Source organism: Streptomyces sp. NPDC060049 (assembly GCF_042736715.1).
Classification (GTDB): domain Bacteria; phylum Actinomycetota; class Actinomycetes; order Streptomycetales; family Streptomycetaceae; genus Streptomyces.
The window spans coordinates 477,786-496,828 of record NZ_JBHWVV010000004.1 but is presented as its reverse complement, the minus strand read 5'-3'; the positions used below and the strand labels follow the sequence as shown (position 1 = coordinate 496,828).

The window sequence follows — 19,043 nt, the reverse complement described above, 5'->3', positions numbered from 1 at the left end:
CCCTCACCGCGCGGGCGGCGGGCGGGGCTCCGTGACAGCACGGCCCCGCCCGCCACCCGCCCGCGACCCGCTGCCCGCGGTGGCGGGCGCCTCCGGGTGCGGCTGGGATGAACCACCCATACTCTCCCAAATGTGACGCCGCCCAAGAGACGCACCACCGCCGGGATACCCGTCCGGACCGGCCTCGCCCTCGCCGCCGCGCTGCTCGCGCTCACCGGCTGGGCCGCGGTCGGCGCGCCGTCCGCCCGGGCGGACGACCCCGTCACCCTGTCCGCGCAGGGTCAGATCACCGACCGCGTGGGCGCCCTGGGCGACCGCAAGGCCGCCGTCACGGCCGCGCTGGACGAGCTGTACGCCGACCGGAGGATCCAGCTGTTCGTCACGTACGTGCGCGACTTCTCCGACCGCTCCCCGCAGAGCTGGGCCGACGCCACGGCCGAGAAGAACGGCCTGGGCCAGAACGACGTCCTGCTGGCCGTCGCCACCGGGGCCCGGCAGTACGCCTATTCGGCCGGTACCGAATCCGGTTTCACCGAGGAGCAGCTGGCGGCGGTCGCGCGGACCGCGATCGAGCCGGCCCTGCGGCAGAACGACTGGGCGGGCGCCGCGATCGGAGCGGCGAACGGCTACGACGCGGTCCTCGGCGGGCTGCCCGTGCCGGTACCCGCGATCACCCCCGGCCCGGCCGACCCGGGCGGCGCCGCCGCGGGCGGCGAGAGCGGGGCCGGGGACTTCGTCCTCCCGGTGGTCGCCGTCGGCGCGGCCGGCGCCCTCGGGGCGTACGCGTACTCCCGCCGCAGGCGCCGCCAGGGCGCCGCCGGTCCGCGGACCGGCGGCGGCTGGGGCGGCCAGGGCGCGACGCCGGCGCAGCCGCCCCTCCCCGAGCTGGACGCCAGGGCCAGGGCCCTGCTGGTGGAGAGCGACGACGCGATCCGCACGAGCACCGAGGAACTCGGCTTCGCGACCGCCCAGTTCGGCGAGGGGGCCGTGTCGGCCTTCACCGAGGCCGTCCAGTACGCGAAGGGCGAGCTGACCGCCGCTTTCCGGCTGCGCCAGCAGCTCGACGACGCGTACCCGGAGGACGACGCGACCCGCCGCCGGATGCTGGACGAGATCGTGGCCCGCTGCACCGAGGCGAGCCGCCGGCTCGACGCCGAGACCGCGGACTTCGACCGGCTGCGGGACCTGGAGAAGAACGCCCCGCAGGCCCTCGCCACCGTGGAGAGCCACTTCCACGCCCTGACGGGCCGTACGACGACGGCGGAGGCCACCCTCACCGCGCTCGGCCGGCGCTACGCCGACTCGGCGGCCGCCCCCGTGGCGTCCAACCCCGGACAGGCGAAGGACCGGCTGCTGTTCGTGACGACAAGCCTGGGCGAGGCGCACGCCGCGATCGCCGCGGGCGACAACGGCAAGGCCGCCGTGCACGTCCGGGCCGCCGAGAGCGCCGTCGACCAGGCCGCGACGCTCGTCGACGCCGTGGAGCGGCGCGCGCAGGAACTCGCCGAGGCCGCGGGGAAGCTGCCGGGCTCACTGAACGAGACGGAGAGCGACCTCGCCGACGCGCGCGGCCTGCTCACCGGTACCACCGAGGGCACCTCCACCGCCGATCTGCGCGGCCGGATCAGCCGGGCGGAAGCCGTACTGGCCGACGTGCGCCGCGAGCAGGAGGCGGGCCGCTACGACCCGATGGACGCCCTGCGCCGCGTCGAGGAGGCCGACGCGGCCCTCGACGGGGCGCTGGCCGGGGCGCGCGAGCGGGAGTCGGGCCGGCAGCGGGCGGCGGCCCTGCTCGACCAGGCCCTGCTTACGGCGCGCAGTGCGATCGGAGCGGCGACGGACTACATCACGACGAGCCGGGGCGCGGTCGCCAGCCAGGCCCGCACCCGCCTGGCGGAGGCGCAGCGCCGCCTGGAGCGGTCCGTGTCCCTGGCCGGCACGGACCCGGCGGGCGCCCTGGCGGAGGCCCAGCAGGCGGAGTCGCTCGCGCGGCAGGCGCAGCAGCTGGCCGAGCAGGACGTACGGGCGTACCGGGACCCGTACGGCGGTGGCGGTCAGCGGCAGGGCGGCGGCATGGGCGGCGCGGTGCTCGGCGGGATCATCCTCGGCGAGATCCTGGGCGGCGGCCGCGGTGGAGGCGGTTTCGGCGGGGGCGGCTTCGGCGGCGGTTTCGGCGGGGGCGGCGGTCGCGGCCCCGGCTCCTTCGGCGGCGGCGGAACCCGCGGCCGCATGGGCGGCGGCGGCCGCTTCTGACGGACTCCACTCCCCTTCCCCTCGTTCCCCAAGGAGACAGCGCACATGAGCAAGCAGACCGTCCTCGGCCGCGTCACCCAGCTCGCCAAGGCGAACATCAACTCGCTGCTGGACCAGGCCGAGGACCCGCAGAAGATGCTGGACCAGCTGATCCGCGACTACACGAACAACATCGCGGAGGCGGAGCAGGCCGTCGCCACCACGATCGGCAACCTGCGGATGCTGGAGGCGGACCACAAGGAGGACGTGGAGGCGGCCGGCGAGTGGGGCAGCAAGGCGCTCGCGGCGAGCAGGAAGGCCGACGAGCTGCGGGTGACGGGGTCCACTGCGGACGCCGACAAGTTCGACAACCTCGCGAAGGTCGCCCTCGGCCGCCAGATGCAGTCGGAGAAGGAGGCGAAGACGGCCGAGCCGACGATCGCCGCCCAGACCGAGGTCGTCGACAAGCTGAAATCGGGCCTGGACTCGATGAGGAACAAGCTGACCGAACTGACGTCGAAGCGCGACGAACTGGTGGCCCGCGCCAAGACGGCCCAGGCGCAGAACACGATGATGGACGCGGTCAAGAACATCGACGTGATGGATCCGACCAGCGACCTCAACCGCTTCGAGGAGAAGGTCCGGCGCGCGGAGGCCATGGCCCTGGGAAAGCAGGAGCTGGCCGCGTCCTCGCTGGACGCCCAGTTCGAGTCCCTGGACGACCTGGGCAAGACCTCGGAGATCGAGGCCCGCCTGGCAGCCCTGAAGGCGGGCAGGGCCGCCGCCTAGGCCGTCTGGTGGCCCGGGCCGGTGGTGGCCGGCCCGGGGCGCTCACCCGTACATGCTCAGCAGCTGTTCCGCCGACAGTTCCGTCACCGACTCCGCCACCGCGCCCGGGAGGGGGAGTTCGAACCAGACCGTCTTGCCCCGGTGGGTGCGGCGGGTGCCCCAGCCCGCCGAGAGCAGGCCGACGAGCTGGAGGCCGCGGCCGCCCTCGTCGGTGTCGCGTGCGCGGCGCCGCCTCGGCTGGACCAGGTTGGCGTCCCAGACCTCGCAGACCAGGGTCCGGTCCAGCAGGAGGCGCAGGCGGATCTCGCCCTCGCCGTACCGCAGGGCGTTCGTGACGAGCTCGCTCACCAGGAGTTCCGTGGTGTCGAGGAGCCCCTCCAGGCCCCACGCCGGCAGCTTCGCCCGCGCCAGCTCACGGGCCCGGCCCACGGACCGCGCCTCGCGCGGCAGCTGCCAGTCCCCGACCGCGTCCACGGGCAGGCCCTGGACGCGGGCCATCAGCAGGGCGATGTCGTCCTCCCCGTGCCGGGTGTCCAGGGTGTTCAGGACGTGGTCGCAGACCTCCTCCAGGGGTCGCGCGGGGTCGGCCAGCGCGTCCCGCAGGCCCCGCAGGCCCTCCTCCAGCGGGTGGTCGCGCGATTCGACCAGGCCGTCCGTGTACAGGGCGAGCAGCGCGCCCTCCGGGAGTTCGACCTCGACCTCCTCGAACGGCTCCCCGCCGACTCCGAGCGGCATCCCCGGCGGGATCTCCAGCAGCAGTCCGGGCCGCGGCTCGCCGCCCTCCTCGACCGGTTCCACCAGCACCGGCGGCATGTGCCCGGCGTTGGCGATCGTGCAGCGCCGCGTCACCGGGTCGTAGACGGCGTAGACGCACGTCGCGAGGTAGACCTCCGAACGGTCGGCGTCCCGCGAGTGCAGTGCGGCGCGTGACGCCTGCTGGGAGCCGCCGGGCGCGCCGAGCCCCCGCGCGATCTCGTCCAGTGCGGTCAGCACCTCGGCCGGCTCCAGGTCGAGCAGGGCGAGCGTGCGTACCGCGGTGCGCAGTTCGCCCATCGCGACGGCCGCCCGAAGCCCCCGGCCCATGACGTCGCCGACGACCAGCGCCGTCCGGTGGCCGGGCAGCTCGATGACGTCGAACCAGTCGCCGCCGACCTCGGTGGCCGCGTTCCCCGGCAGGTACCGGCAGGCGATGTCGAGCCCGGCCGCCTCCGGGTCCCCGGGCGGCAGCAGGCTGCGCTGCAGTATCAGCGCGCGCTCGTGCTCGCGCCGGTAGAGCCGCGCGTTGTCGATGCAGACGGCGGCCCGCGCGGCGAGCTCGACGGCGACCGCCCGGTCCCGTTCGCCGAAGGGCTCGCTGCCCTTCGTACGGGAGAACTGGGCGAGGCCGACCACGGTGTCGTGCGCGACCAGAGGTACGACGAGCGTGGACTGTACGAGGTCCCCCGACTCCGGTCCGCCGCCCTCGACCAGGCGCGGCCGCGCCGTCCGCAGCGCGAGCGCGCCGGGCGATCCGGCCGGGTAGCGGTGGGTGTCCCCTACGGAGACCAGCGCGCCCGGACCCGACAGCGGCGCGTCCGACACCGCCGAGGCGAAGGCGACCCGCCGCAGCGGCGCCGAGGGGGCCCGGCCGGGGCCGGGCAGGCTGGGTACGCCGGGCCCCTGCGGGCGGGCGGGACGGTCGTCGTCGCCGAGCAGCAGCCCCTGGTAGAGGTCGACGGCGGCCAGGTCGCAGAAGCCCGGGACGGTGACGTCGAGGAGTTCGCGGGCGGTGGTCTCCAAGTCGAGGGAGTTGCCGATGCGGTGTCCGGCCTCGTTCAGGAGGGCGAGGTTGCGCCGGACCCCGGCGGCCTCGCGGGCGGCGAGGTGGCGGCGGGTGACGTCGGTGCCGAGGCCGGCGACGCCGACGGGGCGGCCGGTGCCGCCGTGGACGCGGTAGAGGTTGATGGACCAGTGGCGGTGCTCGCGGCTGCCGGGGGCCGCGCCGGTGATCTGGAGGTCGGTGACGGATTCGCCCGTCTCCAGGACCCTGCGCAGGGCCTCGGCCATCCGGTCGGCCTCGTGCGGGGGGAGGTAGTCGTGGACGGTGCGGCCCCGGTGCTCCTCGGCGTCGCCGCCGAACACGGTCGCGAAGCGGCGGTTGGCTCGCTGCACGGTGAGGTCCGTGCCGAAGAGCAGGAAGCCGAAGGGAGATTGGCCGAATATCGCCTGCGAGGCGGCCAGATCGGATTCGATCCGCCGCAGCGCCCGTACGTCGACCACGACGCAGAGGGCGGCCCGTTCGGAGGATTCGGTCCGGGTGGGCATCACGTAGATCTCGGCCACGCCGTGCCTGCCGTCGCCGCCCGGGATCCGGAAGGGGATCAGGCCCGTCCATTCCTTGCCATCGAGAATTCCGGCGACCCTGCGGTGTCCGTCGGCGCGGAGCTCGGGCGGCATGAAGGCGTCGACCGGGTCGCGGCCGACGGCCTGCGCCGGGGTGAGCCCGAAAAGCTCCTCCGCGCGCAGGCTCCACTGGTCGATCAGCCCGTCGGGTCCGATCGAGAAGGAGGCGACCTTTATGTAGTCATATATCGAGCCCGGCGGGCTGCTGTGCCACAGGGAGTCGTGCCAGGTCTCCCCGGGCACAGCCCCACCGGGCACTCGGGCCCCACGCGCCTGATGTGCCTGTACAGGTATCTCGCTCACGCGACCGTCCCCTCCAGCTCACCGCAACCGGACCGGCCATGACCGAAGTATTCAGCACCATGGCCCCGTACGGCACGGCCTTCGCGATCACAAAAGGATCCCGTTGTTTTTCAGCCAAGCCGTGTGATCGTCAGCTGCCCTTCACCTTGTTACTCACCAGGAAGAGCCAACTCGAACCACACGGTCTTGCCCGATTTCCCGTGCCGGGTACCCCAACGCTGCGCCGAGACGGCCACGAGGTGCAGCCCCCGGCCCCCCTCGTCATCGGACTCGGCGACCCGTTCCCGGGGCGGATCCGGAAGCGGATCGGAAACCTCCACGAGGAGCGCCGAGCCCGAGGGCGCCCCCGCGGCGGCTGAATCACGCCGTACGAGCCGGACCCCGATGGGGCCCGAGGCGTAGCGCAGGGAATTGGTGACCAGCTCGCTGACCAGTAGGACGGTGACGTCGCCGACCGACTCGAGGCCCCAGTCGTGAAGGGCGCCGCGCACCGCGTGACGGGCGGTGCGGACGGCACCCGGTTCGGCGGGGAAGGCCCATTCGGCGCATTCACCGTCTGTGTCGATCACGCCGATCACTTCCCGGGCCGGGTGGCGACCCCAGTCCGGTTCGACAGGGACAGAACCACGGGGGATGAGTACGAGAGAGGGATTAATAGCGACATACCCGATATTTAGGGCGTCGTACCGCTCGACCACCCACAGACCGGCGCAGTGTGGCGCATACGGCCCAGCGCACGCGCGTCACGCGCCCCCGCGGGCGGCACGGGCGGCGCCTGCTCCCGAGGCTCCCGCCTCCAGCCTGCGTCCGGCCTCGGCGACCGCCGGCCGGTCCTGGTCGAGCCAGTCCACCGAGTCCAGCTCGTCGGGCCCGAGCCAGCGCAGCTCGTCGTGGTCCTCCAACGGCAGCGGGTCGCCGGAAAGCAGGCGGGCCGTCCAGACGTGCAGGACGAGGCCGGGCTTGAGCGGCCACTCCCCCGGGATCCGCTCCAGCGCCTCGGTCTCGACGCCGAGCTCCTCGCGCAGTTCCCGTACGAGCGCGTCGGGCACCGACTCGCCCGGCTCGGTCTTGCCGCCCGGCAGCTCCCAGCGGCCGGCGAGCTCCGGGGGCGCGCTGCGGCGGGCCGCCAGCAGGCGGCCCTCATGGCAAAGGGCTCCGCCCACGACCACTCGTACAGTCATGGGCGGAGCCTATGGCAGCGGCGGCGGGAGTGCCGCGCCGCTCAGTTCGTCGTGGCGGTCCGGCCGGCGGTGCTGCCCTGGACGAGCCGCTCGATCCAGTACAGCTGCTTGTGCCCTCTGTCCTCGAGGCTGTCGGCGACCTTCTGGGCCTCGGCCCGGGTCGGGTACCGGCCCACCCGGTAGCGGTTGCCGTTGTCGTCCTGCCGTATGACCAGCCACGGGAGCAGGGCACCGCTGTCGTTCATCGCGTTTCACCCTCCGCCGACGTACCTGCCCGGGAAACCGCACTGTGCATATGCCCGAGCCTACGCCCGACCTTTACTCAGCGGATACGGTTTTTCACGAAGAGGTACCTCCCAGGCGTACGCATCCGGCCATGCGTACGAGCGGGCCGTGCGCGCCGGTTCAGCGCCGGCGCACGGCCCGCCCGTCGGCGGACGTCCCCGCAGGTCGCGTCGCGGGCCGATGGAGGGATGACGGAGGGAGCGGACCGGGCCGGACGCGACGGGCGCCGGGCGCTGTCCGGGGAGCCCCGTACGGGTGCTCGCGGGCGCAGCCCGGGCGCACGGCGGTGACGTCCTCGCCGGCTCGCCCCGGCCCATGGGCGGTGTCCGGCCTGGCCAGGCAGTGCTTCCCCGGCGCCGCCGCCGCGGACGCCGGACGAAAGGCCGCACGCGGGTCCCACCCCGACGAAGGCCCGGCGTGCGCCCGGGGACCTCCCGGCGTATGTCCCGAAAGGGCCGGGCGGGCTCCGGCCGCCGGGCTTTCTCGGAGCGAAAAGGGGGCGCACCCCGGGCGAACGCCCCCATGGGGCCCGGCCCCGGGCCCGCCCGGGCTCACGGCGCCCGCGACGGCTGCCGTGAGCCCTGCCGGACGCTTCGGGCGGCTACCGCACCGGCAGGTGGTACGCCAGCCGGTAGCGGTCGGCCGGGACGACGACGTCCGCGGTCTCCACGGCCCTGCCGGACGCGAAGTACGTGCGCCCGATCACCAGCACCACGTGCCCCGGGACCCCGCCGAGCAGCACGCTCTCCTCCGCCAGGCCCGGGCGCGCGCCGACCTCCTCCACGACGTTGTCCACGACGACGTCGATCGCGGCCATCCGGTCGACCACCCCGGACCCGCCCAGCGGCCCCTCCTCGGGGAGCATCACCGGGCTCCGGCCGGTCACGGCGAGCGGCTCCCACGAGGTCGACAGCATCATCGCCTCGCCCGCGTCGCGAAAGACGTACCGCGTCCGCATCACGCGCGCGCCCGGCTCGACGCCGAGCCGTTTCGCGATGTCCGCCGGAGCGTCGACCTGTTCGCTGCTGGAGTCCCACGTACCGCGCGCGCCCGCCTCCGCCTGCTCCTGCCGGAAGGGCGTCGAGGCACCGCCCGTGCGGTAGCCGGCGCGGGCGACGCGCCGCGGGACGGGCTGTTCGCGCACGTACGTCCCGGATCCGGAGCGGCCCTCGACCAGGCCCTCCGCCATGAGGACCTTGCGCGCCTCCAGGGCCACCGTGTCGGAGACCCCGTACTCCTCGCGGATCCGGGCCTGTGAAGGCAGCCGGGCGTGCGGAGGCAGGGACCCATCGACGATCTTCCGTCGCAGATCCCCGGCGACGCGCAGATAGGCCGGCTGCTCGCCGAAAGTCACTGGCCACTCCCATCAGGTTGACAGACAGCTACAGCCTGGCAACCGACGGTTGTCTACCGCAAGCAAGGGCCAGAGTTTCACCCGAAGTGATGAAGCCAGGTCACTCAAACCCACGCGTTCAGGGACACCGCCGCACGCTACCCCGCGTAACGATCACGCGGCCTCCACGGACGGCTTCCGGCTCGGACCGGCCGGTCCGCCCGGCGGCCCCGGCGCGTCCCCCTCGGACCCCTCCAGCCACGGCGGCACCGTCGTCGACAGCCCGTACGCCGCGCGCAGCGCCTTCTCCGGCTCCACGGGCAGCTCCGCGAGCGCCCGGTCCCACGCCTCGGCGAAGCCGTCGCCGGTGGTCTCGCCCGCCGCCTTGCGCCACTGCTTGCGCGCCGCCTCGACCCGCTCCCGCTGCACCCCCGCCGGTCCGGCCAGTTCGGGGCGCGCCTTCGCCCCGTCCAGCATCCGCGACTCGGCGGCCAGCACCTGCTCCACGTCCCGTGCCCACGCCCGGTACTCCTCCAGCGCGTCGTCGACGTCCGCCTCGGGCGAGCGGGCCAGCACCAGCTCGGTCTCGTTCATGGCGTGCAGGAAGGTCACCTGCTCCGGCTTCAGCATCGTGGCGTCCGTGCGCAGGCTGCCCCGGTGCTCCTGCTCCGCCGTGCCGATCACGCACAGGACCCGCCGGTCGCCGTCGCCCCACGTCCCGCGCGAGGGGGCGAAGTAGAACATCTCCGCGTACGGGGGCAGCGCCCACGTGTCCATCGCGTACGCGTCCTGCGCCCGCCAGCAGGACTCCGCCACCGACTTCTTCAGCTCGTCGTCACCGGGGAACCGCGCTCCGCTCAGCGAGGTCGAGGAGGTGACCTCCGCGTCGTGCACCTCGGTACAGGCGATCCGGTACACGAAGGGGTCCTCGTCGAGCAGGTCCCCGCCGGGGACGTTGAAGCAGTCGCCGACGCGCATCTCGTCGATGTCGGCCAGCTCGCCCTCCACGTCCTCGTACGGTTCCAGCGCCCCCATCGCACGGGCGCGGTCGAAGAGCGTGCCGGCGGCCCGCTCCACGGCGAAGACCATGACCCCGGTCATCACCAGCGACACCGTCAGGCCGCACACGGCGAGCGCCTTGCCCCGCTCCCCCTTCCTCGCGATCTGCACGAGGGCCACGATCCCGAAGACGACGCCCAGCGGCGGGAAGCACAGCAGCCCGACGAGCAGCGAGGCGAGCGCGAAGCCGTTGAGTGCGGGCGGCCCGAACGGGTGCCCGTACGGGGGCGGGGCCGACGGCGGGGCGGGCCAGACGTGCGGGGGCTGGTCGGTCACGGGGTGGGGTGCTCCATCAAGGCATGGCGGTGGCGGCGACGGAAGCGTCCGCTCAGGGCCGCGCGCGAACGAATGCGCGAATAGTACGCAGCGGGGGCGGCCGTCGAAACGGTCGCCCCCGCGCTTCACCTCGTCCTCACCTCACGGAGCGGACGGTGCGGTCTCTCGTGCTGTCTTCCGTGCTGTGTTCCGTGCTGTCGCCCGTGCCCGCTCCGCTCGTTCAGAACTGGAGCGCCCAGGAGTCGATCTTTCCGGTGTCGATGTTCGCGAGGTCGGCGACCCGCAGCTTCCACACGCCGTTGGCCACCTCGGCCGAGGCGTTCACCGTGAAGGTCTGGATGATGTTGTCCGCGCTGCCGCCGGTGCGGTTGCGCAGGTTGTAGACGGTGCCGTCGGGGGCGACGAGGTCGACCCGCAGGTCACCGACGTAGGTGTGCTTGATGTCGACCGGGACGCTCAGCGTGGCGGGGGCGTTGCCCGGGATCCCGCTGACGGTGATCGGCGACTCGACGGTGGCGTTGTCGTTGACCGCGTAGTCCGCGGTGTTCTCGAAGCGGGTGCCCGGGTTCGGCGGGGTGGTGGAGCTCCCGACGTTGAGCAGGCGGTTCGGGGAGCCGGTGCCGGGGCTGGTCACGACGTCGGGCGTGGCCGCGTTGACCAGGGCCGTGGCGACCTGGGCCGGCGTGGCCGTCGGGTTGGCCGCGAGGTGGAGCGCGGCGGCGCCGACCACGTGCGGGGTGGCCATCGACGTGCCCGAGATGGTGTTCGTGGCGGTGTCGCCGGTGCCCCAGGAGGAGGTGATGCTGGAGCCGGGGGCGAAGATGTCCAGGACCGTGCCGTAGTTGGAGTAGCTCGCCTTGGCGTCGGTGCTCGTCGTGGCGCCGACGGTGATCGCCTCGGTCACGCGCGCCGGGGACTTCGTGCTCGCGTTGGTGGACTCGTTGCCCGCGGCGACGCCGTAGGTGATGCCGCTGGCTATGGAGTTGCGCACGGCGGTGTCGAGGGCGGAGTCCGCGCTGCCGCCGAGGGACATGTTCGCGACGGCCGGCTTGACGGCGTTGCGGGTCACCCAGTCGATGCCGGCGACGACCTGGGCGGTCGTACCGGAGCCGTTGTTGTCGAGCACGCGCACTCCGACGATCTTCGCCTTCTTGGCCACGCCGTACGAGGTGCCCGCGACGGTGCCGGCAACGTGCGTGCCGTGGCCGTGGCCGTCCTGCGCGGTGTTGTCGTTGTCGATGGCGTCGTAGCCGTAGGAGGCGCGGCCGGTGAGGTCGGTGTGGGTGATGCGCACGCCCGTGTCGATGATGTACGCCGTCACGCCCTCGCCGGCCTTGTCCGGGTAGGTGTAGCTGTTGTCGAGCGGCAGCGCGCGCTGGTCGATCCGGTCCAGGCCCCAGGAGGGCGGGCTCGGCTGGGTGGTGTCGACGGTGAACACGCGGTTCTGCACGACCGACTTGACGGCGGGGTCGGCGGCGAGCTTCCTGGCCTGCGCCTCGGAGGCCTCGACGGAGTAGCCGTTGAGCGCGGCGCTGTAGGTCCGGTCGATCCTCGCGCCGTGTCGCTTGGCGACGGCCCTTCCGCTGTCGGCGGTGGAGCGGGCGGCGGAGTCGTTCAGGGTCACGATGTAGCTGCCGGAGACGGTGCCCACGGCGCCGGCGTTCTCGATGACGCCCTGCGGGGCGTCCGAGGCCGCCGAGGCGGGTAACGCGGCGGCGACGCCGAGGGCGAGCACCACGGTGGCGCTCGCGCCGATGCCGGCGATCTTCCGGCGGGTGTGACGCATCACGGACATGTGAGGGTTCCTCCTCATAGGTGGTGCGCTGCGGGGGGTGCGCGGCTGTTCCGGCCAAGGGGTTTAGCCATGGCCATGACAAGGCGCACATGGCGAGCAGCCATGCGACATCCGGCCCAACAGGCCGCCGCTCCAGAAAGGTTGACCCACCGCCTCGGCTCCCCACAAGAGGACGACGAACGCGTAACATCCGTGCCATACGCAAGCCATGAACGAGCAAAGGCGCTCCGCACATGACGCACGCACTCCCCGGCTACGTCTGCTCCGAAGACGGCACGCTCGCGGACGTCCGGACGGCGCCCTGGTGCTGCCCGCTCTGCGGCGGAGCGTGGGACCTCGACTTCACCCCCGACCCGTCCGCCCCCCTCGAACCGGCGGCCGGGCCCAACTCCCTGTGGCGGTACGCGTCGGCGCTGCCGCTGACCGGGGCGTACTCGGTGTCCCTGGCGGAGGGGAACACCCCGCTGGTGCCGCTGGCGGAACGGGTGCACGCCAAGCTCGACTTCCTGATGCCCACCCTGTCCTTCAAGGACCGGGGCGCGGTGATGCTCGCGGAGCTCGCGCGTCGGCTGGGTCCCCGGCGGGTGGTGGCGGACAGCAGCGGGAACGCGGGAACGGCGTTCGCCGCGTACTGCGCGCGGGCCGGGCTCCCGTGCGAGGTCTTCGTGCCGGAGGGCACCTCGCCGAAGAAGACGGAGCAGATGCGCGCGCACGGCGCCACGGTCCGGGTGGTGCCGGGCGGGCGCGAGGCGGCGGCCGCCGCGGCGCGCGAAGCCGCCGACCTCCCGGGGGTCTTCTACGCCAGCCACGTCTTCAACCCGTACTTCCTGCACGGCACGAAGACGTACGTCTACGAGGTGTGGGAGGCGCTGGGCGGCCACCTCCCCGAGGTACTGGTGGTCCCCGTCGGCAACGGCACGCTGCTGCTCGGGGCCGCGCTGGCGATCGAGGAGCTGGCCCGCCGCGGAGTCCGCCCGCCGGCGCTGATCGCCGTCCAGTCGGCGGCGGTCGCCCCGCTGGCCTCGGCCTTCCACGCGGGCGCCGAGGAGGCCGGACCGGTCCCGCAGCTCCCCACCGTGGCCGAGGGCATCGCGATCCCGGCCCCGCCGCGCGCCCGGCAGATCCTGGCGGCCGTGCGCAAGTCCGGCGGCACCTTCCTGACCGTTGCGGACGACCGCGTCCGCGCGGCCCAGCTCGACCTGGCCCGGCGCGGCCTCTTCGTGGAACCGACCGCGGCCGCCTGCTGGGCCGCGGTGGGCCCCGGTGCGCCCGACAACCCCCTCCGCGAGCGCACCGCGGTGCTCCCCCTCTGCGGCGCGGGCGCCAAGTCGGGCGTGGCCGCGCCCGCGGTCTGACCGGCGGGCCCACGGATCGGTGCACCGGCCAACGACATAGGCTCCGCGTCATGCACACCTCAACGACCCGCGTCTGGATCGCGCTCGCCCTCGTCTACGTCGTCTGGGGTTCGACCTACCTCGGCATCCGGATCGTCGTCGAGACCATGCCCCCGTTCTTCTCCGTCGGCGCCCGCTTCCTCACCGCCGGCACCCTGCTCGCCGGCATCGTCGCCTGGCGCCGCGGCCCGGCCGCCCTCAAGGCCACCCGCGCCCAGGTGGCCTCCGCGGCCCTCGTCGGCCTGCTCCTGATCCTCGGCGGCAACGGCCTCGTCGTCCTCGCCGAGACCACGGTCCCCTCGGGCCTCGCCGCCCTCCTGGTGGCCGCCGTACCGATGTGGCTGGTCGTCCTGCGCGCCGGCTCCGGCGACCGCCCCTCGCCCCGCACCCTGACGGGCGTGCTGCTGGGACTCGGCGGGCTCGCCGTCCTGACCAGCCCGGGCTTCGGCGGCGGGATCGGGATCGGCGGGGTGCTCCTGGTGCTCGGCGCCTCGGTGCTCTGGGCGCTCGGCTCGTTCTCGACGGGCAAGCTGACCCTGCCCGCCGACCCCTTCACCGGCAGCGCCTACCAGATGCTCGCGGGCGGGGCCGCCGGGATCGTCGTCGGCCTGTGCCGCGGCGAGCAGCACGGCCTGGACGTCACCTCGTACCCGACCGCCGCCTGGCTGGCCCTCGGCTACCTCGTGCTGTTCGGCTCGCTCGTCGGATTCACCGCGTACGTCTGGCTCCTGCGGGCGGCCCCGCTCTCGCTGGTGGCCACCTACGCCTACGTGAATCCGGTCGTGGCCGTGGCCCTCGGCTGGCTCGTCCTCGACGAGGCCCTGACCTGGCCGATCCTGCTCGGCGGCGCGATCGTCGTGGCGGCGGTGTGCGTGATCGTGAGCACGGAACGCCGCACCTGACCCGGCGCCCCGCCGGACTGCGGATCCCGGCCCTCAGCTCTTCGCGGCCCGCTCGTACAACGCTTTGGCGCGCCCGTCGAACAGTGCGGCCGTCGAGTCCACGTCCGTGTCCCCGCCGCTGAGCACCCCGATCAGCTGCCCCGGCCGTCCCGGCCCGCCCCGGTCGGCGATCCACGGGCTGCCGCTGGTCCCCGTCCAGAAGCCGGAGCAGTTGATGTAGAGCATGGCGGGGTCGTTCTCGTCGTGCCTGCTCTGCGTCGTACAGGCGACGGGCTTGTTCTCGGGGTTGTGCTGCGATTCGGGGTAGCCGACGACGGTCACCTCGCGGTCGTAGCCGGAGGTCCAGGCGGGCTTGGCGGCCTCGTCGCGTCCGACGACGTCCTGCAGGCTGCGCCCGTCCGCGTCCGGTTCGACGGCGAGGAAGGCGAAGTCGGCGGTGTCCTCGCCCCACTTCGTCCAGCGCTCGTCGACCTGGATGGAGCGCACCTTCCACACCCCGAGCGGCTGCTTGCCGGAGCCCTCCCCGGAGAAGGCGGGGGCGAAGGCGAGCTCGCCGATGGCCAGCCCGTCGTGCGCGGCCCCGCCCGGCTGCCCGTCCTCGCCGGCGGGGGCCACGCAGTGCGCGGCCGTGGCGACGACGTTGCCCTGCGGGCTGTCGACGACGCTGGCGGTGCACCAGTGTTCGCCGTTGGCCATGAGCACGCCGACGGTGGGGAAGGGGAGCGCGTGCCGGTCCTCGTAGCCGCCGGAGTTCTCGCCGAACACCAGGGCGACCACTGCGGCGACCGCGGCGGCGGAGGCCGAGGCGATCCCCTTGGCCCCCGCGCTCATCGCGGGGCGGCCCCGCTCGCGCTTGCGCCTGCGGCCGGCCGCTGCTTCGGCGTCGGCGCGGACATCACTTTGCTGATCCACTCCAGTGTGCCCTCCCGCATCCCGCGTACGTACGACTTTCCGTTGTGCTCACCATCCTGGATCACCTGCAGCCGGGTGTGCACGGGACCCCTGCCGTAGTCCCTCATGAACTGCTCGGCCTTGTCCCGGCCGCCCTCCTTGGTGCCGATCTGGAAGTTGATGTAGACGTCCGGGCCACCCGCCTTGATCAGCTCCGCGGCGAGCTTCTCCGGGTTGTTCTCGTCCATGGCCTGCGTGTTCCCCTTCCACAGCGGGGAATCGGGGACGATGTCGGCCCCGCTCGCGATGGCCGCCTTGAAGCGGTCGGGGTGCTTCAGGACGTGCTTGAAGGCGCCGAATCCGCCCGCCGAGGAACCCATGTAGGCCCACCCGTCGCGGGAGGTGAAGGTCCGGAAATTGGCCTTCGTGAAATCCGGGACGTCTTCGACCATCCAGGTGCCCATCTTGGGCTCTCCGGGGATGTCCGAGGCGTCGAAATGGTGCTTGGTGTCGGCGTTGTGCACCGGCATGACCAAGATGAAGGGAAGGCTCGTACCGGCCTTCACCCCGTCGCTCACGGCGGTCTGGAGGCCGAGGCCGGGGCCCGTCCCCCAATAGTTCGTGGGGTAGCCGCGGCCGCCGGGGAGCGAGATCAGCACCGGGAAGGCGCTCTCGGCGTAGGCCGGGTCGTCGTACTCCTTCGGCACCCACACCCACACGTCACCCGTGAAGCCGGACTTCGCGCCGGTCAGGGTGGTCCGGGCGATCTGCGTGCCGTCTTCCAGCCGGTAGGTGCGGACGAAGTCGGCCTTCGGCCCGGTCGGCATGCTCACGCCGGGCCGGACGTCGGAGGCGGTGGCGGCCGCGGTCCGGGACTTCCCGAAGGAGACGGGGTCCCCTATGTCCGAGAAGAGGCCGTAGCGGTACGCGGCCGCCCCGCCGCCGGCCACGAGGGTGAGGCCGAGCCCCCCGCTGATCAGGATCAGGCGCAGGCGGCGCCCGCGGCGGCGGTGGCCGCCGGTGGCGCCGCCGCTCCCGGTCGCGGCGCTGCCGCCGCCGTGGGTGGCGCTGCCGCCGCCCTGGGTCGCGCTGCCGTCCCCGTTCGCGGCGCTGCCGTCACCCTGCTGGTCTTGGTGCACGGAATGTTCCCGTTCCTTCTCCGGCGCCCCCGCGCGAACGCGGGTTGGACCGATCGGTCGCCCTTACATCCTTAACAGAGGTATGAACGACCGGCCGGGTTGCCTGGGACGGGCGGACGTGGCGGGGGCCACGTGGGTGACGCGCCGAGCCCGCCGGAGCGGACCGGTCAGCCGGCTTCGGGCTTGGGCCCCTTCAGGACCTTGCTGATCCACTCCAGCGAGCCCTCCTTCATGCCGCGCACGTAGTGCCAGCCGTTGTGCTCGCCGTTCTGGATGTCGCGGATGGTCATCTTGACCGGACCCTTGGCGTACTTCTCCTGGAACTGCGTCATCCGCTGCTTGCCGCTCTCCTTGGTCCCGATCTGGAAGTTGATGTAGACCTCGGGACCGCCCGAGTCGATCAACTTCTGGGCCAGGTTCTCGGGGTTGTTCGCGTCCATCTCCGCCTGGTGGCCGCTCCAGAACGGGGAGTCGGGAACGATCTCGCCACCGCTGGCGATCACGGCCTTGAACTTGTCCGGGTGCTGCAGGACCTGCTTCATCCCGACGAAGGCGCCGGAGGAGGAGCCCATGAAGGCCCAGCCGTCGCGGGACTTGTAGGTACGGAAGTTGGCGCGGGTGAAATCGGGGACGTCCTCGGCGATCCAGGTGCCCATCTTCGGCCGGCCGGGGATGTCGGAGCCGTCGTAGTAGTACTTCGCGTCCGGGTTCAGCACCGGCATGATCAGGATGAAGGGCAGGCTCGTGCCGGCCTGGACGCCCTCGCTGACGGCCTTCTGGAGGCCGAGGCTGCGGTCGGACCAGTAGTTGGACGGGTAGCCGTTGCCGCCGGGGAGCGCGATGAGGACCGGGAAGCCGCTCTTGGCGTACTTCGGGTCGCCGTACTCCTTGGGCGTCCACACCCATACGTCGCCCTCGAAGCCGGACTTGGCGCCCGCGAGGCGGGTCTTGGCGATGACCGTGCCGTCGTCCAGCTTGGCGGTCTGCTTGAACTCGGCCTTCGGGCCGGTCTCCAGCTGTACGTCGGGGTCGCCGGTCGGTGTGGGCGAGCTCTTCGGTGCTTCCTGCGGGGCCTTCGTCCCCCCGGTGTCCGCGACGGCGGCGGGCGGGTTCTTGCCGAAGCTCACGGCGGAGCCGTTGCCGGAGAACCAGTCCAGCTTCCAGGCGGCGAACCCGCCGCCGCCGAGGAGGAGCGCGAAGGCGACGGCCGCGCCGGCCCACACCGTGCGGCGCGATCGCCGGGGGCCCGGGTGGGCGGGGGGTCCGGATATGTACGGCTCGTCATCGGGCCGCGGCCGCTGCCTGTTCTGGTGCACGAACTTCGCTCCGTACGGTCATGACTGCCCCCCGGTGGGACAGAACGGACTGGGATCCCCCTAGTCCTGATGCGTGAACCCTCGGAAGAGTTCCAAAAGCCGCAAAAATGCCCCGGCCTCAGACGTCCGCGATCAGGGCTCCCGCCATCACCTCAGGCCGCGCAGGGCCCGATCACCTCAAGCCGTCCAGGGCCCGCGCGCACCGCCCGAGGAGCGCGATCAGCGCCTCCCGTTCCTCCCCGGTGAACTCGGCGGCGAGCGCCCGCTCCACCGCCACCGCCCCCGCGTCGGCCACCTCCATCACGGCGCGTCCCTCATCGGTGAGCCGGGTCTCCAGGACGTTGCGGTGCAGTTCATGCGGGGTCCGCTCGATCAGCCCGCGCTCCTGGAGGTTCTTCAGCACGGTGTTCATCGTCGGCGGCGTCACCCCGCACAGACGGGCGAGCTCGGCGGCGGAGATCCCGGGCTTCAGCGCGAGCCAGAGCAGCGCGGCGTACTGCGGAACCGTTACTGCCGCCGGCTTCAGTGCCATGTTCTTGGCCCCGAGGAGCGCTTGCTCGGCGCGCTTGATGTGGGAGCCGATGCGCTCCTCGGCGGGCATGGAGGTCATCCCCGCATCATAAAGCCCTTGCAGACATTAGAGCTCTAACTTATCTTCGTGCTCATCCACACAGAAGAGGACATCCGATGATGAAGAAGCTCCTGCCCGCGGCCCTGCTCACCCTCGCCACGACTGTCGCCCTCGGTGCGGCCCCGGCCGCCGCCCAAGCCCCCTCCGCCACCCGAGCCCCGGCCGGATCGGCCGGCCGGATCGCGAGCATCCCGGCCGATCACGCCGCACCGGACCACCGGGGCCCGCGCGCCCGGATCTCCACGGCGTTCTCCCTCCCCGGCGCCAAGGTCTTCCCGGAGGGCATAGCCGCCGACCCCCGTACCGGCACGGTCTACGTCGGCTCGTACACGGACGGCACCGTCTACCGGGCCCGCTCCGGCGAGCGCGCGGCGGAGGTCTTCCTGCCCTCGGGCACCGACGGCCGCCACACCGCGAACGGGCTGCGGGTCGACGCGCGGGGCAGGCTCTGGGTGACCGACTCCACCTCGGGCGTCTCCGTGTACGACACCCGCTCGGGAGCCCGCCTGGCCCACTTCGAGATCCCCGGGAGCGACCCGCGCTTCCTCAACGACCTGACCATCACCCCGGACGGCACCGCGTACCTCACCGACAGCGTCCGCGCGGTGGTGTACCGGGTGACGCCGACCCAGCTCGCCGCCGGGTCCGGCCCGCTGCTGCCCGCGTACGACCTGAGCGGGCGGCTCACCCCGTCCCCGGCGGGCAGCTTCAGCCTCAACGGCATCACCGCGGACCCGGCCGGCCGCTTCCTCCTCACCGTCGACATGACGGCGGGCGATCTGTACCGCATCGACCTCCGCTCGGGCGAGGTCTCCCGCACCGTCCTCAGCGGCGGCGACCTGAAGACCGCCGACGGCCTCGACCTGGCCCCCGGCGGCGTCCTGCGCGCGGCTCAGAACACGCGCAACACCCTGAGCCGCTGGCAGGTCTCGGCGGACGGCACCCGGGCCCGCCTGGTCCGCACGGTCACCGACGCCTCGCTCCAGATCCCGACCACCCTGGTCCAGGTCCCGGGCCGCACCCTGGTGGTCCGCTCCCAGTTCGACAAGGACGGCGGCCCCATGCCCTCCACCGGCGCCCCGGACGAGTTCACGGTCGCCTCGGTCCGCGGCCTCTGATCCCGACCGGGCCCGGC

Annotated in this window: 16 protein-coding genes; 5 read left to right on the top strand and 11 right to left on the bottom strand. The window is 73.0% G+C overall.

Features of this window, described 5'->3' with window-relative positions:
• The first annotated feature begins 132 nt into the window (after positions 1 to 132).
• A complete protein-coding gene (locus ACFWBY_RS10015) occupies positions 133 to 2,253 on the top strand; it encodes a TPM domain-containing protein (RefSeq protein WP_385340083.1) in 2,121 nt (706 codons plus the stop codon).
• A 45-nt stretch (positions 2,254 to 2,298) separates the two neighbouring features.
• Positions 2,299 to 3,021, top strand: coding sequence for a PspA/IM30 family protein (locus ACFWBY_RS10010; RefSeq protein ID WP_385340085.1), 723 nt, complete (start codon positions 2,299 to 2,301; stop codon positions 3,019 to 3,021).
• Positions 3,022 to 3,063: 42 nt separating this feature from the next.
• Here ACFWBY_RS10010 and ACFWBY_RS10005 read toward each other — a convergent pair whose 3' ends face one another.
• The 7 genes from ACFWBY_RS10005 to ACFWBY_RS09975 form a co-directional block, all read right to left on the bottom strand.
• Positions 3,064 to 5,646, bottom strand: coding sequence for a SpoIIE family protein phosphatase (locus ACFWBY_RS10005; protein WP_385340087.1), 2,583 nt, complete (start codon positions 5,644 to 5,646; stop codon positions 3,064 to 3,066).
• A 209-nt stretch (positions 5,647 to 5,855) separates the two neighbouring features.
• Positions 5,856 to 6,284 carry an ATP-binding protein gene (locus ACFWBY_RS10000; RefSeq protein ID WP_385340089.1) on the bottom strand — a complete coding sequence of 143 codons (429 nt, stop codon included), beginning with the start codon at positions 6,282 to 6,284 and terminating at the stop codon, positions 5,856 to 5,858.
• A 165-nt stretch (positions 6,285 to 6,449) separates the two neighbouring features.
• Positions 6,450 to 6,887 (bottom strand): (deoxy)nucleoside triphosphate pyrophosphohydrolase, encoded by a 438-nt coding sequence (locus ACFWBY_RS09995; protein ID WP_385340091.1) that lies wholly within the window; start codon positions 6,885 to 6,887, stop codon positions 6,450 to 6,452.
• A gap of 41 nt (positions 6,888 to 6,928) precedes the next feature.
• Positions 6,929 to 7,132, bottom strand: a complete 204-nt coding sequence (locus tag ACFWBY_RS09990; protein ID WP_385340093.1) for an SPOR domain-containing protein — start codon at positions 7,130 to 7,132, stop codon at positions 6,929 to 6,931.
• A gap of 641 nt (positions 7,133 to 7,773) precedes the next feature.
• The gene (locus ACFWBY_RS09985; RefSeq protein WP_385340095.1) at positions 7,774 to 8,526 is read right to left on the bottom strand and encodes a GntR family transcriptional regulator; all 753 of its coding nucleotides are present in this window, start codon (positions 8,524 to 8,526) and stop codon (positions 7,774 to 7,776) included.
• A gap of 153 nt (positions 8,527 to 8,679) precedes the next feature.
• Positions 8,680 to 9,840 (bottom strand): DUF4190 domain-containing protein, encoded by a 1,161-nt coding sequence (locus ACFWBY_RS09980; RefSeq protein WP_385340097.1) that lies wholly within the window; start codon positions 9,838 to 9,840, stop codon positions 8,680 to 8,682.
• Positions 9,841 to 10,060: 220 nt separating this feature from the next.
• A complete protein-coding gene (locus ACFWBY_RS09975; protein WP_385340099.1) occupies positions 10,061 to 11,635 on the bottom strand; it encodes a S8 family serine peptidase in 1,575 nt (524 codons plus the stop codon).
• 233 nt (positions 11,636 to 11,868) lie between these two features.
• Between ACFWBY_RS09975 and ACFWBY_RS09970 the strand changes: the two genes are divergently transcribed.
• A complete protein-coding gene (locus tag ACFWBY_RS09970) occupies positions 11,869 to 12,990 on the top strand; it encodes a threonine synthase (protein WP_385340101.1) in 1,122 nt (373 codons plus the stop codon).
• Between the two features lie 50 nt (positions 12,991 to 13,040).
• On the top strand, positions 13,041 to 13,931 hold the full coding sequence (locus ACFWBY_RS09965; protein ID WP_385340103.1) for an EamA family transporter: 891 nt from the start codon (positions 13,041 to 13,043) through the stop codon (positions 13,929 to 13,931).
• Between the two features lie 33 nt (positions 13,932 to 13,964).
• Here the strand turns inward: ACFWBY_RS09965 and ACFWBY_RS09960 are convergent, their stop codons facing one another.
• From ACFWBY_RS09960 to ACFWBY_RS09945, 4 genes are all read right to left on the bottom strand, one after another.
• Entirely contained in the window at positions 13,965 to 14,762 is a 798-nt protein-coding gene (locus ACFWBY_RS09960; protein ID WP_385340104.1) for a trypsin-like serine peptidase, read from the bottom strand.
• A complete protein-coding gene (locus ACFWBY_RS09955) occupies positions 14,759 to 15,961 on the bottom strand; it encodes an alpha/beta hydrolase (protein ID WP_385340106.1) in 1,203 nt (400 codons plus the stop codon). Before ACFWBY_RS09955 ends, ACFWBY_RS09960 begins: the two co-directional genes overlap by 4 nt.
• A gap of 167 nt (positions 15,962 to 16,128) precedes the next feature.
• Positions 16,129 to 17,277 carry an alpha/beta hydrolase-fold protein gene (locus ACFWBY_RS09950; protein WP_385340108.1) on the bottom strand — a complete coding sequence of 383 codons (1,149 nt, stop codon included), beginning with the start codon at positions 17,275 to 17,277 and terminating at the stop codon, positions 16,129 to 16,131.
• Positions 17,278 to 17,449: 172 nt separating this feature from the next.
• Positions 17,450 to 17,887 carry a MarR family winged helix-turn-helix transcriptional regulator gene (locus ACFWBY_RS09945; protein ID WP_385340110.1) on the bottom strand — a complete coding sequence of 146 codons (438 nt, stop codon included), beginning with the start codon at positions 17,885 to 17,887 and terminating at the stop codon, positions 17,450 to 17,452.
• A gap of 77 nt (positions 17,888 to 17,964) precedes the next feature.
• Between ACFWBY_RS09945 and ACFWBY_RS09940 the strand changes: the two genes are divergently transcribed.
• Positions 17,965 to 19,026: an SMP-30/gluconolactonase/LRE family protein gene (locus ACFWBY_RS09940; RefSeq protein ID WP_385340112.1), complete on the top strand. Its 1,062-nt coding sequence runs from the start codon at positions 17,965 to 17,967 to the stop codon at positions 19,024 to 19,026.
• Positions 19,027 to 19,043: the final 17 nt, after the last annotated feature.